At 63.0% G+C, this 16,608-nt stretch carries 15 protein-coding genes; 2 read left to right on the top strand and 13 right to left on the bottom strand.

The features are described from left to right. Together KIO76_RS20065 and KIO76_RS20060 are read right to left on the bottom strand one after the other, a co-directional pair. Positions 1–897, bottom strand: an 897-nt coding sequence (locus tag KIO76_RS20065; RefSeq protein WP_213325369.1) for a hydrogen peroxide-inducible genes activator, incomplete at its 3' end; no start/stop codon positions are given. A 59-nt stretch (positions 898–956) separates the two neighbouring features. Beyond that, the gene (locus KIO76_RS20060; RefSeq protein ID WP_213324905.1) at positions 957–2,489 is read right to left on the bottom strand and encodes a methyltransferase regulatory domain-containing protein; all 1,533 of its coding nucleotides are present in this window, start codon (positions 2,487–2,489) and stop codon (positions 957–959) included. Positions 2,490–2,958: 469 nt separating this feature from the next. On the opposite strand from KIO76_RS20060, the gene KIO76_RS20055 reads away from it, so the two are divergent. Both KIO76_RS20055 and der read left to right on the top strand, forming a co-directional pair. After that, on the top strand, positions 2,959–3,618 hold the full coding sequence (locus tag KIO76_RS20055; protein ID WP_213324904.1) for a tetratricopeptide repeat protein: 660 nt from the start codon (positions 2,959–2,961) through the stop codon (positions 3,616–3,618). A gap of 52 nt (positions 3,619–3,670) precedes the next feature. Continuing rightward, positions 3,671–5,014 (top strand): ribosome biogenesis GTPase Der, encoded by a 1,344-nt coding sequence (gene der / locus KIO76_RS20050; RefSeq protein ID WP_249729662.1) that lies wholly within the window; start codon positions 3,671–3,673, stop codon positions 5,012–5,014. 147 nt (positions 5,015–5,161) lie between these two features. Here der and KIO76_RS20045 read toward each other — a convergent pair whose 3' ends face one another. The 11 genes from KIO76_RS20045 to rpsF form a co-directional block, all read right to left on the bottom strand. Further along, positions 5,162–5,902, bottom strand: coding sequence for an SDR family NAD(P)-dependent oxidoreductase (locus KIO76_RS20045; RefSeq protein WP_213324903.1), 741 nt, complete (start codon positions 5,900–5,902; stop codon positions 5,162–5,164). A 126-nt stretch (positions 5,903–6,028) separates the two neighbouring features. Further along, positions 6,029–7,498, bottom strand: a complete 1,470-nt coding sequence (gene purF / locus KIO76_RS20040; protein ID WP_213324902.1) for an amidophosphoribosyltransferase — start codon at positions 7,496–7,498, stop codon at positions 6,029–6,031. 44 nt (positions 7,499–7,542) lie between these two features. Then, positions 7,543–8,196 carry a CvpA family protein gene (locus tag KIO76_RS20035; RefSeq protein WP_213324901.1) on the bottom strand — a complete coding sequence of 218 codons (654 nt, stop codon included), beginning with the start codon at positions 8,194–8,196 and terminating at the stop codon, positions 7,543–7,545. 119 nt (positions 8,197–8,315) lie between these two features. Continuing rightward, positions 8,316–9,734, bottom strand: coding sequence for a DNA repair protein RadA (gene radA / locus KIO76_RS20030; protein WP_213324900.1), 1,419 nt, complete (start codon positions 9,732–9,734; stop codon positions 8,316–8,318). Next, on the bottom strand, positions 9,734–10,885 hold the full coding sequence (gene alr, locus KIO76_RS20025) for an alanine racemase (RefSeq protein ID WP_213324899.1): 1,152 nt from the start codon (positions 10,883–10,885) through the stop codon (positions 9,734–9,736). The genes radA and alr overlap by 1 nt, the downstream gene beginning before the upstream one ends. Before the next feature lie 49 nt (positions 10,886–10,934). Then, complete coding sequence (locus tag KIO76_RS20020; RefSeq protein ID WP_213324898.1) at positions 10,935–12,422, bottom strand: replicative DNA helicase; 1,488 nt, start codon at positions 12,420–12,422, stop codon at positions 10,935–10,937. 228 nt (positions 12,423–12,650) lie between these two features. Continuing rightward, positions 12,651–13,904 (bottom strand): cyclopropane fatty acid synthase, encoded by a 1,254-nt coding sequence (locus KIO76_RS20015; RefSeq protein WP_213324897.1) that lies wholly within the window; start codon positions 13,902–13,904, stop codon positions 12,651–12,653. Between the two features lie 153 nt (positions 13,905–14,057). After that, entirely contained in the window at positions 14,058–14,621 is a 564-nt protein-coding gene (rplI, locus tag KIO76_RS20010; RefSeq protein WP_213324896.1) for a 50S ribosomal protein L9, read from the bottom strand. Positions 14,622–14,672: 51 nt separating this feature from the next. Next, positions 14,673–15,647, bottom strand: coding sequence for a DUF2232 domain-containing protein (locus tag KIO76_RS20005; protein WP_213324895.1), 975 nt, complete (start codon positions 15,645–15,647; stop codon positions 14,673–14,675). Between the two features lie 214 nt (positions 15,648–15,861). Next, positions 15,862–16,104 carry a 30S ribosomal protein S18 gene (rpsR, locus tag KIO76_RS20000; protein ID WP_110375350.1) on the bottom strand — a complete coding sequence of 81 codons (243 nt, stop codon included), beginning with the start codon at positions 16,102–16,104 and terminating at the stop codon, positions 15,862–15,864. Between the two features lie 3 nt (positions 16,105–16,107). Continuing rightward, positions 16,108–16,566 (bottom strand): 30S ribosomal protein S6, encoded by a 459-nt coding sequence (rpsF, locus tag KIO76_RS19995; RefSeq protein ID WP_213324894.1) that lies wholly within the window; start codon positions 16,564–16,566, stop codon positions 16,108–16,110. Between the last annotated feature and the right edge of the window lie 42 nt (positions 16,567–16,608).

The following is a 16,608-nucleotide window of genomic DNA, read 5'->3' as shown; positions in this document are numbered from 1 at the left end:
CAACTGGTGACCCGCCGACCCTATGATCTCGCCAAGGGCGTGGAAATCGCTGGTGCGAGGTGAGCTGCGCCGCCAAGCAAGCCCGATCGTCCGCAGCGGCACCGGATCCCTGAAACGCGACAGGCTCACGCGGCTTTCCTCTGCCGCCTCCACCGCGGCGGCCATTTCGGGCAGGAGCGTCACGCCATAGCCGTTGGCAATCAGCTGCACGAGTGTCGAGAGATTACTGGCGCCATTCTGCTGCCGAACAAGCGCGGGCGGAACGTTGCAGTAGCTCAGAATCTGTTCGCGCAGGCTATGGCCGTCTTCCAGAAGGACGAGCTGGTCTGCGGCCACAAGGCTCGGCGTAAGCATGTGGGATGGTAGGTCGCCGGGGCTCTGCGTCGGCGTGACATAGAGCAAGTGCTCATCGAACAGCGGTAGCGTTTCAACGTCAGGATGTTCAAGCGGAAGCGAGACGAGAATTGCGTCGATCCGGCCTGCGATCAATTCGCCCACGAGAGCGCCGGTCATGGTTTCGCGGAGCGTCAGTTCCAGTGCCGGGAAGCCGGCTTTGATTTGCGGCAGGGTATCGGGAATGAGATAACGGGCGATGGAAGGCTCGGCGCCGAGAACGAACGGCCCCGAGAGCGGGCCGCTTGTCCGCCGCGTGAACTCGGTCAGATCGAGTACGGTCGCCAGGATATCACGGGCACGCCGCGCGACCTCGTGGCCGACCTCCGTCAGCTGAACATCGCCGCGCCGCCTCTCTATCAGCGGGGTTCCCAACAACGTTTCCAGCTCGCGCATTTGCATGGAGAGAGCCGGCTGTGTAACGGAACATTCCTCGGCCGCACGTCCAAAATGCCGGTGCCGCGAAAGAGCTTCAAAATAACGAAGGTGTCTAAATGTTATCATCATGGAATGCCATTTCTTGTCTATAAATTAATAAAATAATATCGAGTTTATAGTAAAAGTCAGATGATACCGAGTCTTTTCCAAAGGGGGAATTTGTTTTCCATTATTGGTTGTATCTGGTTTTCCAGGAAGCGGGTTACCTCGTCGTCATCTGTGAGAGTATTACCCTCGCGTTGTGGGCGCCGGTCCAGAATTTTGAAGATGTTCAAGGCATGTCGGGTGATGCTGGACAGGTCTTCATGGCAACCGTCGAAGACGGCACTCAAGGCAAGTAGATCGAAGTCGTCGACGGGCACTCCGCTGCCGAGGACCGGCGAGGCAATGGAGTGATAGACACGCCCAATCTTCAGCCGCTCGGTGATCCACCGGTTGAAGCGCTGCGAGGGGGCGGGGTCGATCGGAATGCCGGGTGTCAGCGCAAAGACCTGATGGGAATGGATGAGCAGCGCGAGGCAGTCGAGCAATGTGCCGAGACTCTCGTTGCGGAAAGCGGGCAGGGCGCGAAGTTCCTCGATCGTTGCAGGCTTTTGCGTGACGAGATCGGCAACGGGCTTGTAGAGTTCCTCCTTTCCGGTCAGTTCTCCAAGAGGGCCCTGAAAAGTGAATTTGAACTCTTCGCGCGGCCGCACGCCGACAAAGCGAACACGCTCCAGAAGCTCCCGATGTTCCGCCTTCGTAAGCGGCGTCAGCCCTCGGGAGAATATATCCCGGCGGAAGCGCTTGTTGGCGGCGTAGTCGCGGATGGTCTCCCTCAGGCCCACATCGTGGGCGCTTGCCACCATCTCATGAAGGGCTTGCGGCACGGCATATTGATCGAGATTTTCCGCGATCGTCGCGGAGCCGACATAGCTGAGCTTGGCTTCATCCAGCATCGCGGCGACCGTGGCGAAGGGCATGATTTCCCAGTCCGCGCCGAAATATTCGTGCGCGAGATAGATCTTGTCCTGCTTCAGCAGGTGGTCGAGATGGGCGGCGGCCGGCGGATTGGCCGTGAAGTAGGCTGCGCCGCCGTTGCGCAACTGCGCCAATTGGTCGAGCGCAAGGCTGACCTGCGTGTCGGAATGGCCGGGGTTGCGCTGGCGGATGTCACGCATGAACTGCCGCATGGGCAGAAGGGAGGCCCAGCCCGGCTGACAGTTATAGGAGATATAGACCAGCCCCTCCGGCCGAAGGCGTTGTCGTATAATCGAAAGGATCGCTTCGCGGGCATCGGGCGAAACCCAGCTCCAGATACCATGGAGGGAGACAATATCAGCGGGTTCGCGCGACCCGACGACCGCCTGCTCCTGGAAGCTCGCCTCGATGACGCTGACATTGGTGAGCTCCGCATTGGCGATCAGGCGAGAGGCGTGGGCCACATGCGCGGGGTTGAAGTCATAGCCCTCAAAGGCGATCTGCGGGTTGGCCGCAGCGAGCAAGGCGAGACCGAAGCCTTGCCCGCAACCCAATTCGACGATCCGGTTCGGCGCAAAGGCCCCGCCGGGCGAACGGCCAGATACCAAGGCGGCGAATGCCAGATGCGCGGGTGCCATTTCCCGATAGAAATGCGCAGTGTAACCGACATCGGTTACGTAACCTCGGGTCCAGTGCATGTGCTGAAAGCTCCACGCTTCAAATTAGATATTGAAATCAAATTCAACCAATGCGTGTAAGTCATCAGAAATCGCTGACTGTGGCAAGCTTGCACCCGCAGTTTTTCCCCTTCCCTTGAGCTCTCTCGGATCGCATCGAACGCAGGAATGATTGCACAGTCTGTAAGTGTTTACGAATCATAAACTAAGTTATGGATGCCCGCCGCAGATTGACGCCGCAGCGGCGGTGACCGTAGAGGCCTTGCGCATCAGCGTCAGTCTGCTTTCAACGCGCATTCGGCTTATCGGTCGATCTGTCCGCGTCTCCTTGGCTTGGCTTGCAGGCCGGCGGCGTTGCCTCCATGCACACACGGTGTTGAGGTCGGCAGGCGACTTTTCCGGGACAGAAGGCAGCGACTATGCTAGGCGACCCTTGGGCCTGCTGCAATTGGCGCGGGTCAGGATCCAAGCTTGGGACGGCCACCTATTCATGACCGACATTTTCCGTGAGATCGAAGACGATCTGAAGCGCGAGAAATATCTCAAATTGTGGGGGCGCTTTGGCCCGCTGCTGGCGGTCCTGGCCGTTATCATTGCGCTCGCTGCTGGCGGATGGAGCTTCTGGCGCTATCGCCAAGCGGAAGCGGCGAAGGCTGCCGGAAACCAGTTCGAGCAGGCCATAGATCTGTCGCGCGACAACAAGGAAGCCGAGGCGGAGACCGTCCTGCAGGAGCTCGCGAAAACGGCCCCCACGGGCTATCGTGATCTCGCCCGGTTTCGCCTGGCGGCCGAGATCGGCCGGAGGGATGCAGCCGCGGGCGCCAGCGCCTTCGATGCATTGTCGACCGATCCGAGCGTCCCGGCGACGATGCAGCAGCTCGCGACGTTGCGCGCGGCGATGCTGCGCCTCAACGCTGGTGACACCTCGTCGATCGAGGCGAAGCTGACCCCGCTTGCCGCCCCTGGGCAGGCTTGGCGGAATTCAGCCCGTGAGCTTCTCGGGCTCGCCGCGCTGAAGGCAGGCAATTATGAAGCCGCCGGACGTTGGTTCGATCAGATCGCCGCTGATTCCGACGTGCCGGCTGCCATGCGCCAGCGCGCGGAAATCTACCTTGCGCTCGTGAAGGGCGGTCCTGTCACGGTCAAGTAGCTGAGACATAGCCTGCTCCAGTCCCCCAAAGTCGTTTCTGTCAGTCGAGATCATGGTCGCCACAGTCGCAATCGTCGGTCGTCCCAATGTGGGTAAGTCGACCCTTTTCAACCGGCTTGTCGGCAAGAAGCTTGCGCTCGTTGATGATCGTCCGGGTGTCACGCGTGATCGCCGGGAGGGCGAGGCCCATCTCGGTGACCTGACCTTCACCGTCGTTGATACCGCAGGGCTCGAGGAGGCGGACGCCGACAGCCTGACCGGTCGCATGCGCGCCCAGACCGAGGCGGCCGTCATGGCGGCGGACGTCATTCTTTTTGTCATTGATGTCCGTACCGGCGTCACCCCCTCCGACCGGCAGTTCGCGGATCTCGTCCGCAAGTCGGGCAAGCCGGTCGTGCTCCTCGCCAACAAGGCGGAGGGGCGTAGTGGGCTCGAGGCGTCCTATGAGGCCTTCACGCTCGGCCTCGGTGATCCCGTGCCGATCTCGGCCGAGCACGGCGAAGGCACGAGCGACCTCTATGACGCGCTTGCGGCCCATCTACCCGCTCCTGACGAAGAGGACGACGAGGACGGGACATCACGGTCTATTCGCATCGCCATAGTAGGTCGGCCCAATGCAGGCAAGTCGACGCTCATCAACCGCATGGTGGGCGAAGACCGTCTGCTCACCGGCCCTGAGGCCGGGATCACGCGTGATTCCATCTCTCTCGACTGGGAATGGCGCGGTCGGCCTATCAAGCTGTTTGATACGGCGGGTCTGCGGAAGCGCGCCCGTATCGATGACAAGCTCGAGAAACTCTCCGTTGCCGACGGCTTACGGGCAGCGCGTTTCGCGGAGGTCGTCGTCGTGCTGCTTGACGCCACCATTCCTTTCGAGAAGCAGGATCTCACTATCGTGGACCTCATCGAGCGCGAGGGGCGGGCGCTTGTCATCGGGCTCAACAAATGGGATCTCGTCGCGGATCAACCCGGCCTGCTCAAGACCCTCAAGGAAGAGGCGGCGCGGCTTCTGTCCCAGGTAAAGGGCGTGACGATCGTCCCGCTGTCAGGCCTCGCCGGACGTGGCATCGATCACTTGATGGAGGCTGTGGTCGCCGCCCATGAAGTGTGGAACACCCGCATCTCCACCGCGCAACTCAACAAGTGGCTGGCCGATGCCACGGCCTCGCATCCGCCACCCGCCGTCTCGGGCCGCCGCATCAAGATCCGCTATATGACGCAGGTGAAGAGCCGGCCGCCGCATTTCGCAGTCTTCGGCAATCAGTTGGCATCTCTGCCAACGTCATATTCCCGCTATCTCATCAATGGCTTACGCGAGACATTTAATCTTCCGGGTACGCCAATCCGCCTCTCGCTGCGTCAGGGCGACAACCCCTACGACAAGAAAAAGCGCTGATATCCAGCACGGATAAGAGATGAGGCGCAGCCGAGTGGCTGCGCTATTTTGCAGAGCGCCCATATCTGAGACTGGATGACCCGGCATTCCGGGTTCCTCGCTGGGGCAAGGCCCCGAACGACCGATGAGACGTTGGTCGGTAGGCGTTCAGGCCGGCATTTGCGGCGTCAGGACCCGTCCGGCAGGAAAGTCGAAGATCTTGCCGGTTTCCGTCCAGTCAGGCGAGGCCAGCGTGACGAGATGGGGAGCCAAGTCGTCGGGCGTCTTGAGCGTCTCAGGATCCTCGCCCGGCATCGCGGCGCGGCGCATGGCGGTGCGCAACGGGCCGGGATTGACCAACATGACGCGGAGGGCGGACTTCTCAGTCTCGGCGGCATAGCTTCGTGCCATGGCCTCGACGGCTGCCTTGGAGGCCGCGTAGGGGCCCCAGAACGCGCGGCAGGAATGAGCGGCGCCCGAGGACAGGAAGATGGCGCGACCGGCGTCGGAGGCACGGAGCAGCGGGTCCAGTGATCGGATCAGCCGCCAGTTGGCGGTCACGTTGATCGCCATGACATTATCCCAAACCTTCGGCTCGACATGGCCGAGAGGCGAGAGCACGCCGAGAACGCCGGCATTCGCCAAGAGGATGTCCAGTTTGCCCCAGCGCTCGTGGAGCGCGGCGCCCAGGCGGTCCAACCCCTCATAGTCATTGAGATCGACAGGGACGAGCGTGGCATTCCCGCCGGCGGCCCGGATCTCGTCATCAAGCTCCTCGAGCGCGCCAACCGTACGAGCCAACGCCACGACATGGGCACCGGCGCGGGCATAGGCCAAAGCAGCGGCGCGGCCGATGCCGCGCGATGCGCCGGTGACGAGCGCGATGCGATCCTCAAGGGGACGGGACATGGGCATTCCGTTCTAGATCAATCTCAGCGGAAACGTTTTGCCGTGCCGCTTCTGAAATTTCGCGAAAGCAGGGAGTTCGCGCTTCTCCGGCGAAGCGGTTGCCGCCGGACAAGCGCGGGACGCTATTCAGCCGGCCTCGGCGAGAAGCGATAGCTGAGAGGTGCGCTCCCCCATGAGATCCGTCAGCGTGGTCGGATAATCGCCGGTGAAATAGTGATCGGTGAACTGTGGCTGGGCCGGATTACGCCCGTCCTTCTCTCCGAGCGCGCGATAGAGACCATCGACGGATACGAAAGCCAGGCTGTCGACCCCGGTGAACTCCCGCATCTCTTCCAGGCTCATGCGCGCCGCGAGCAGCTTCTCGCGGTCGGGCATGTCGATGCCGTAGTAGTCAGGATACATGATCGGCGGGGACGCGATGCGGAAATGGACTTCCGTAGCGCCCGCGTCCCGCATCATCTGTACGATCTTGACCGAGGTCGTGCCGCGAACGATCGAGTCGTCGATCAGCACGATGCGCTTGCCCTCGACGAGCGCGCGGTTGGCCGAGTGCTTCAGACGTACGCCGAGGGCGCGGATGGCCTGGGTTGGCTCAATGAAGGTACGGCCGACGTAGTGATTGCGAATGATGCCGAGTTCATAGGGAAGGCCGGCGGCTTGGGCGAAACCGAGCGCCGCAGGCACGCCGGAATCCGGCACCGGCACGACGATATCCGCATCGACCGGGGCTTCCTGCGCCAGGGTCGCGCCGATGGCCTTGCGCACACCATAGACCGAGCGTCCGTTCACGACCGAATCCGGACGGGAAAAATACACATACTCGAAGATGCAGGGGCGGGCCGGTTGGGCCGGGAAGGGCCGGTGGCTCTCGAGGCCGGCCTCTGAGATGACCACCACTTCACCATTCTCGATGTCCCGGACAAAGCGAGCGCCGATGATGTCGAGCGCGCAGGTCTCGGAGGCGAGGATGTAATGGCCATCGAGTTCGCCAAGCACCAGCGGGCGAATCCCCAGCGGGTCACGTGCGCCAATGAGCTTCTTGTTGGTCAGGCTGACGATGGCATAGCCGCCCTCGATCTGCCGGAGCGCGTCAATGAAGCGCTCCAGGAAGCGCGTGCGGCGAGAGCGGGCCACGAGGTGGAGGATCGCTTCCGTGTCCGAGGTCGACTGGCAGATCGCGCCCTCGGCGACAAGCCTGCGCCGGAGCGTGAGACCATTCGTAAGGTTGCCATTATGCGCAACAGCAAATCCGCCGCTCGCGAGTTCCGCGAAGAGGGGCTGAACGTTGCGCAAGATCGTGGCGCCCGTCGTCGAATAACGGGTGTGTCCGATCGCCATATGGCCCTTGAGCCGATCGATCGTGGCGGGATCGGAGAAATTGTCGCCGACAAGGCCGAGGTGGCGCTCCGACTGGAAGCGGGTGCCATCGAAGGACACGATGCCTGCTGCTTCCTGACCGCGATGCTGCAGCGCATGCATGCCGAGGGCGGTGATTGCAGCGGCATCGGGGTGGCCATAAATGCCGAATACCCCGCATTCCTCATGCAGGGTATCAGCTTCGGAATCGAAATCGTCGAATCCGCGGCTATCTTCCATCACTTAGTCTCCCGCCGGTAACCGAACGCGACCGCAACCGCGGTTTACCGGGACGCACCTGTAGCACCAGTAGCGCCGTTTCTGACCGGCGCCTCGCTGCGGCGTTGCGGCGCAGGCTGCCCATTCGCAGGCGCCTGCGGCGATGTCTCGGGTTCGGCCGGAACATCGGCATCTCCGTCCGTGCTCGGACGGCGCAACTTCTGCAAGATGGTGCTTTCAGGGTCATCCGGCAACATCGCCACCAGACGATCACCCGTCGATTGCAGCAGAGGCTTCGTTCTGGCCTGCTGCACCCATTCAGGTTGCATGTCTGGCTTCACGAGCCAATTGAAGAAAAGAAAGCCGACAACGCAAATCAGAAAGCCGCGAGCTGCGCCGAAAATGAAGCCCAGCGAACGATCCACGGCACCAATGCGGGAATCCAGCACCAGGTCAGACAACTGAACCGTAATGAAAGACACGATGATCAGCGTGACGAGAAAGACCGCCGCTATGGCAACGACCAATGCGATCGTCGGGTTCGCGATATGCGGCTTCACATAGGGAAGTACCTGCGCGTGCAGGAAGAGGGCAGCGACGGCTGCGGCGACCCACGAGGCGATGGCAAGGACCTCGCGGGTGAAGCCTCTTACTGCTGCCAGGAGAGCGGACAGCAGCACGACGCCGATAACGATAAGGTCAAGAAGTGCGACGGGCATGATGGAGCCTGGGAACCGCGAATCGGGGCGGGTGTACGGGGCGTAACGTACTATGAGGTTGGTATAGCTCGCGTTACGGCGGCCGTCACCTCTCGCAAAGCTCTGTCCAATGAAACTTGTTAACCTTTGGAATGACTCTGATCGCGCCGGTCGCGCTGTCCGCCAGCCGCAATGCGCGCAACGAGATCGACGATATGACCCGCGGACGTGACGTCGAGCGGTGTCCTCTCGCCCTGGTCGCGGGCCGGCGGTGGCGCCACGGCGCGATGGAACCCGAGCTTTGCGGCCTCCTTGAGGCGCGCCTGGGCCTGCGATACCGGCCGCACGGAGCCTGACAGGCCGATCTCGCCGAAATGGACCGTATCAGGCGGCAGGGCGACGCCCGCGAGCGAGGAAACGAGCGCGGCGGCAGCCGCGAGGTCTGCCGCGGGCTCTGTGATCTTCAAGCCGCCGGCGACATTGAGATAGACGTCGTGCTGGCCGAGCTTCAGCCCACCGTGTGCTTCCAGCACGGCGAGCACCATGGACAGTCGGCTGGGGTCCCAGCCGACAACCGCGCGCCGCGGGGTGCCGAGGCTCGACGGAGCGACCAGTGCCTGGATCTCGACGAGCAAGGGCCGTGTGCCCTCCATTCCGGCGAAGACGGCGGTGCCGGCGGCCGAAAGATCCCGGCCCGACAGGAAAAGCGCGGAGGGGTTCGACACCTCGGCAAGGCCGCGGCCGGTCATCTCGAACACGCCGATCTCGTCGGTCGGCCCAAAGCGATTCTTGACCGCACGCAGGATGCGGAAGTGGTAACCGCTGTCGCCTTCGAAGGAAACGACGGCATCGACCATATGCTCCACGACGCGCGGCCCCGCGATCTGGCCGTCCTTGGTGACATGCCCGACCAGGATGACTGTCGTGCCGGATGTCTTGGCGAAGCGGATGAGCGCCTGAGCGCTGCCGCGGACCTGCGTCACGGTGCCGGGCGCCGCCTCGACGCTCGAGGTCCACATGGTCTGAATGGAATCGATGATGGCGAGCCGTGGCACGGTGCCATGCGACAGGGTCGCGATGATGTCCTCGACATGGGTCTCGGCCGCAAGCTCCACGGGCGCGTCGTTGAGGCCGAGCCGCTCGGCGCGCAGGCGCACCTGCGCCACCGCCTCTTCGCCGGAGATGTAAGCGACGCGGTGACCGGCGCGAGCCATGACAGCGCTTGCCTGCGTCAGCAGCGTGGACTTGCCGATGCCGGGATCCCCGCCGATGAGAATGACCGAGCCGGGGACAAAGCCTCCCCCGGTGACCCGGTCAAGCTCGCCAATCCCGGAAGGCACACGTGGGGCATCCATGCTGGAGCCCTGCAGGCCCTCCAGGGGAAAGATGCGTCCCTTGCCGCGCGCTGCGGCGCGGCTTGCGCCAGGAACCGGCACGGGTGGGCCGGAGGCTTCCTGCGCCAGCGTGTTCCAGGCCCCGCAAGCGTCGCATTTGCCCTGCCAACGGTTGTAGACCGCGCCGCAGCTCTGGCAGATGTAGCTGACAGACCCACGCGCCACTAGTCTTCAAGCCCTTGATAGCGGCGCGCGAACCGGTGGCCGAGGCTGGTGAGGATTTCATAGCCGATCGTGCCGGCGCGCATGCCGACCTCGTCTATGCTGATGCCGTCCCCTATGAAGGTGGCATAGTCCCCCCGTTTGACGGCGTCCTCAGCCAAAGACGAGATATCGAGCGTGACGAGGTCCATCGAGATCCGGCCGGCGATAGGGCAGCGCACGCCGCCGACGACAGCCTCTCCGCCCGGCTTCAAGTTGGTGCCGCTGAGGCTGCGCAGGAAGCCATCAGCATAGCCGAGGCTGACAGTGGCGATCCGGCGACGACCTTCCGCTGTCCAATGGCCGCTGTAGCCTACGGTTTCCGCGTCCGGCACCGTACGGATCTGGATGATTTTGGCCGCGAGCCGGACGACCGGCGCCATGGGATTGTCCCGGCCGGGGCGGGGATTGCCGCCATAGAGCGCGTAGCCCGGGCGCAGCAGATCGTAATGCGGCCGTTCCGGCAGATAGATCCCCGACGAATTGCAGAGAGACGCCGGGACACCGGGAAACAGGGCACGTGCCGCCTGGAAAGCCTTGATCTGCTTGGTATTGATCGGCAGAGCAGGAACTTCAGCAGAAACCAGATGGCTCATCACGAGCGAGGGCGTGAAGGCTTCCAACAGCCTGGTCTCACTGACGAGCTTCGTCGCGCTGTCCAGCCTGAGGCCAAGCCTGTTCATGCCGGTATCGATATGGATCGCCGCCGGCAGCTTGCTGCCGACGCTGGTGCAATAGGCGCTCCATTCCTCGATTTCCTCGCGCGAGCCGAGGACCGGCCGAGCATTTATGGCGGCGAAATGCGCGGCGGTTCCCGGCAGGAGGCCGTTGAGCACGTAAAGGCTTGCCGCGTTGTTGACGGCCCGGAAGCGCTCGGCCTCGCTGAAGTGAGCGACGAAGAACGTCATGCAGCCCGCGGCCGAGAGCGCGCGCGCCGCCTGCTCCAGGCCAATGCCGTAAGCATCAGCCTTGATGACAGCGGCGCATTCTGCGTCCGGAGCCTCGCCCGCGAGCGTGCGCCAGTTCTTCACGAGCGCCTTGAGATCGATGGTCAGAACGGCGCCGGCGTCGGCCTCGCGGACAGCGGCAGCGTTGGTGAGAGCAGAGGCGGTCACAATGAGAGGAACCTCATCTCAGCTGGCAATGGCGCGATGTGCCCATCGTTCAGTATTGCTCAGGCAGGTGATCTTCCTGCGCCAGATTGCCGAAGCGGGTCACATCAGCCTGGAACGAGAGCTGGACCGTGCCGGTTGGACCATGGCGCTGCTTGCCGATGATCACTTCAGCCTTGCCGTGGGCCTGATCCATCTCGGCCTGCCATTTGAAGTGCTCCTCGGTGCCCATCTTGGGCTCCTTGTTCTTGAGGTAATATTCGTCACGATAGACGAACATGACCACGTCGGCATCCTGCTCGATTGAGCCTGATTCACGCAGATCCGATAGTTGCGGCCGCTTGTCGTCGCGCGCCTCGACCTGGCGCGAGAGCTGAGACAGCGCCACGATCGGCACGGCCAGTTCCTTGGCGAGAGCCTTCATGCCGGTCGTGATCTCGGTGAGCTCCTGGACGCGGTTCTCGCCCTTCTTCGACGAGCCGGAGAGGAGCTGCAGGTAATCCACCACCAGGAGATCAAGGCCCCGCTGGCGTTTTAGCCGGCGGGCGCGGGCCGCAAGCTGGGCGATCGACAGGCCGCCGGTCTGGTCGATGTAGAACGGGATCGTCTGCATCTCGCGGGCGACGTCGCTGATCTTGTAGAATTCGTCCTCGCGGATGTCGCCGCGCCGGATCTTGTAGGAGGGAATGCCTGCCTGTTCGGCAATGATACGATTGGCGAGCTGCTCCGACGACATTTCCAGCGAGAAGAAGCCAACGATGCCGCCGTTCACGGTTTTCAACGTGCCGTCAGGCTGCTTTTCGCCGCGGTAGGCCTTGGCGATGTTGAAGGCGATGTTGGTGGCGAGCGAGGTCTTGCCCATGGCGGGGCGGCCGGCGAGGATGACGAGGTCGGACGGCTGCAGGCCGCCCATCATCCGGTCGAGGTCGTGGAGCCCGGTGGCGAGGCCTGAAAGCTTGCCCTCCCGCTTGTAGGCCGCGGCTGCCACATCGACCGCCGCTGTGAGCGCAGTCGCGAAGTTCTGGAATCCGCCGTCATAACGCCCCGTCTCGGCCAGTTCGTAGAGGCGCCGCTCCGCTTCCTCGATCTGGTCGCGCGGTGAGACATCCACGGCCGAATCATAGGCCTCGTTGACCATGTCCTCGCCGATCTCGATCAGACGGCGGCGGACGGCAAGGTCATGGATGGTGCGGCCGTAGTCCTCGGCATTGATGATGGTGGTGGCTTCGGCGGCGAGGCGCGCCAGATATTGCGGGATGGTGACGCCGCCGAGGTCCTGATCGCCGAGGAAAGTCTTCAGGGTGATGGGCGTTGCGATCTTGCCAGCCTTGATCAGGCTGGTCGCGACTTCATAGATCCGCCGGTGCACCTCTTCCTGGAAGTGCTCGGCTTCGAGGAAGTCGGAGACCCGGAAATAGGCGTCATTGTTGACGAGAATGGCCCCGAGGAGCGCTTGCTCGGCATCGATATTATGCGGCGCGAGACGGAACTGTGCCTCGCTCGCCGTCTCAAGCCGCGCTACTAGACTATTCACCGCCACCTTACCGCCCTAACACGTGAGTCGCTTTGGCTCACTCTAGCACGGTCGAAGGGTGGACCTAGGCGGCGGCCGGGGGAGTCCCGCAACTCACTCGATTCACAAGCAGCGGACAAATATTGTCCACTGTTGCCGGATTGCCCGTTGACTGTTCACGCCTCTGATGGCGTCCGGCTCACCAATCAGCACGGGCTCCAGCGCGGCATGTTCCGCGCTGGAGCCGGCACGGAATCATTCGCCCGCTAGACGCAGGTCGCGGGGTTTGCCTTCCCGCGCGCGCAGGGCGTTCTCCCGGCGGGAGATATAGTCCCGGGTCAGCGGCACGCTTTCCTGCTGCTTGGCGAGCTGAACCTGGAAGACCATCATGCCGTCATGGCGGAAGGACATTTCGGAACCCGCGAGATAGAAGTCCCACATCCGCACGAACCGTTCGTCGTAAAGAGCAAGAACCTCTTCCCGATGTGCGTGGAAACGCTGACGCCAGGCCTTCAGCGTCTCCGCGTAGTGCAGACGCAGGATCTCGATATCCGTCACGACCAGACCGGCCTTCTCGATATGCGGCAGGACTTCCGACAGGGCGGGTATGTAGCCGCCCGGGAAAATATATTTGTCGATCCAGGAGTTTGTGCTGCCCGGTGGCCCCATTCGCCCGATCGAGTGGATCACCGCCACGCCATTGTCGGCCAAGCGGTCTCTGATCGTCTCGAAATAGGTCCTGTAATAGGGCACGCCGACATGCTCGAACATGCCGACGGAGATGATGCGATCGAAGGTCTCCGTCAGTGAGCGGTAGTCCTGCAGCCGGAATTCCACCTGGTTGCCGAGCCCGCCTTCGGTCGCACGGTTGCGTGCGACTGCCAACTGCTCCTGCGAAAGCGTGACCCCGGTCACCTTGGCGCCGCATCGCTCGGCGAGATAGAGGCCGAGACCGCCCCAGCCGCAGCCGATATCGAGAACCTTTTGATCCGGCTCCACCAGGAGCTTTGCGGCCAAGTGCCTCTTTTTAGCTAGTTGGGCATCATCAAGCGAGTAGCCCGGTTCCTCGAAATAGGCGCAGGAATATTGCCGATCTGAATCGAGAAACAGTGCGTAGAGCCGGCCGTCTAGATCATAGTGATGGGCGACGTTTCGTTGGGAGCGTGACGCGATGTTCCGCTGCGTCAGCCCCCGCCGCAACCGCCGCCAGCCGCGCAACAGCCTGACAGGGAGCGTCTCGCCGTTGTCGCGGAGGTTGATCATCCCCAAGGCGATCATGTCGGCGATATCCCCTCGCTCAATCACGAGGCGGCCGTCCATGTAGAGCTCGCCGAGGGCCGTATCTGGATCGAGAAGAAGGGGGATGATGGCCCGCCGGTCGACCAGCCGGGCGTGGACGGGATCGCCTGTCCCATCGCCGAAACTTATCGGTGGCCCGTCTGCAACAGTGAGGGTGAGAGACCCCCGCGTAACGAGCCGACCAAGCACAAATCGCAGTAATGCTTCCATTACTCGCCTCGTCGTACCAAGGCGTCGCTGCGCGGCCGCCGTGATCAGATAAGGATAAGCTAAGAAGCTACGTCAAAAAGCGCAACGGGTGCCAGCGGACTGGCACCCTTTACCTCAGCGCATGCCAAGCGCCTGTCTTTGTTAACGAATGACTTACTCGTCGTCGCCCGCAGCTTCGGCGAGGGCGGCGCCCACCTCGAGGCCGAGGTCATCGAGGTTGGTTTCCTCACGGGTCGTGACAGTCTCGCCGCGGGCCTGACGCTCGGCTTCTTCCGGGCTACGGGCGACATTGACGGTAATGGTCACTTCGACTTCCGGGTGGAGCGTAACCGGCACGCTGTGCAGGCCGAGCGCCTTGATCGGCGTGTTCAGCACGATCTGCTGGCGGCTGACGCTGAAGCCTGCGGCGGTCAGAGCCTCCGCGATGTCACGTGGAGAGACCGAGCCATACAGCACGCCGGTTTCGCCGGCCTGGCGGATGATCTGGACGCTCTCGCCATCGAGCTTGGTGCTGACGGCTTCAGCCTCGGTCTTCAGCTCAAGGTTGCGGGCCTCGAGCTGAGCGCGCTGCTCCTCGAAGCGGGCGGTGTTGGCCTTCGTGGCGCGCAGGGCCTTGCCCTGGGGCAGGAGGTAGTTGCGGGCATAACCGTCGCGGACGCGCACGGTCTGGCCCATCTGGCCGAGCTTGGCGACGCGCTCGAGCAAAATAACTTCCATGTCAGTCTCCTTGTAGAACGTTTGAATGTTTTGGATCGGACGAAATGGGACCTAACGGGGCAAGCCCGCGATACCTGCTCGGCGCGCCCGCAGTCCCAGGAGCGTGTCGATGATTCCGAAGAGGGCGAGGACTGGCAGGATCCACACGAGGAAAATCACCAGAATCGCATAGGTCAGGCCAAGGATGAACGGGCGGCCCGGCTTGCCACGCGTGAGCGCGTGCAGCGCCGCCAGCCCTTGCAAGGCGTAGGCGCATATCAGAGAGCCGACGAGGGCTGCGGCGATGAGGCCAATGAACCCGCTGCCGACCACCGCAAGCACTGCGGCTGCAACGAGCGCCGGAAGCACTGCGCGCGGCATCGCGGTATCGGCGATGTCGGGCCAGGGACGTGGCAGGCGCTGAGATATCGACACGGTCTTCGCCGCGAGCCACAGGTTCAGGGCCAGCATGAGGACGAAAGATGCGGCGGCGAGCGGGGGCACCGCGGTGATGATGGCGTCCACCAGGTCATCCACCGCTATTCCGGAGGGCAGGCCAAGCGCGTCGGGTGAGGGGGCTTGCTGTCCGCCGGGGGCGCTCTCCATGGTGAGGAACGCGCGGATGGCACGGCCCATCGTGGCCTCAAAGTCAGCGTAGCTGCCGCCTATCCCCCAGGCGCCTGCGAATGTGACGCCGGCAGCAATGCCTGCGGCCCAGGCAAGGACCCGCCCGAGGGGATACCAGTCTGGGCCGTTCTCGCCAGGGCGGGCGAGGAGCGTGAGATAGCCCAGCCACCAGGCGGGCAGGCCGATGCCAATGGCGTAGGCGAGGCCGCTCGTGGGCGCGAAGATCACGCCGAGGCTCGCAGCGCCGGTGGCGACCGCAACGAGGCCGGCCCTGTGATTCCACCCTAGCGCTGCAACGAGAATGGGAAGGGGAGCGATATAGGAAAGCAGCAACGCCAGCACGGATCCGGAGATCACGACTGCGAAGAGCAACGCCGATACGATGCCGGCGCCAATGCCGACCAGGAAGGGTATGGCCATCGTCTGCTGTCCCGCTGCATCCTGCAGGGTTAGGGAAGGATCAAGGTCCAACCCAACGGATTGTCCCCGGATAGAGGTGCCCGGGGCAATTTTTCATGACGAAGCCGGAGCATGGGAAGCCGCAGGGAATCTCTTGGAAACCTGGGCTCCTCACCTCCGGCGGGGGCAGTCAACGATCATGGCGATTGTGACGCCATGATCGTCAAAACGGATCTTACTTGATCACGTAAGGCAGAAGGCCGAGGAAGCGGGCGCGCTTGATGGCCTGGGCCAGTTCGCGCTGCTTCTTGGCTGAAACGGCCGTGATGCGTGAAGGAACGATCTTGCCGCGCTCGGAGATGTAGCGCGAGAGCAGACGCGTGTCCTTGTAGTCGATCTTCGGCGCATTGACGCCCGAGAACGGGCAGGTCTTGCGGCGGCGGAAGAACGGACGGCGGGGAGAGGAAGTGGTGCTCATGGATCAGGCCTCGTCGGAAGCGTCGTCGTCACTGGAGCGGTCGCGGCGCGGACCACGATCGCCGCGATCACCACGGTCGAAGCGGCCACCGCCGCCCTCACGATCGAAGCGGCCACCGCCTTCGCGGCGATCATCGCGATCGCGCTTCTGAAGCATGACCGATTGACCTTCCTCGAGCTCCTCGACGCGCAGCGTCATGAAGCGCAGAACGTCTTCGCTCAGGCTCATCTGGCGCTCCATCTCGGCGACGGCCGCCGGGGGGGCATCGATGTTCAGGAGCGTGAAATGTGCCTTGCGGTTCTTCTTGATCCGGAAAGCAAGGGACTTGACGCCCCACGGCTCAACCTTCGGAACCGAACCGCCGCCGGCTTCGATGATACCCTTGTACTGCTCGACAAGGGCCTCGACCTGCTGCGACGTTACATCCTGGCGTGCCAGGAAAACGTGCTCGTAAAGTGGCATGACTGGCCTTTCTGTTCATCCCTCGCGTTGCCGCCGGCGCCA

Source organism: Chelatococcus sp. YT9 (assembly GCF_018398315.1).
GTDB lineage: Bacteria > Pseudomonadota > Alphaproteobacteria > Rhizobiales > Beijerinckiaceae > Chelatococcus.
This window is presented reverse-complemented; position numbering and strand designations above follow the sequence as displayed.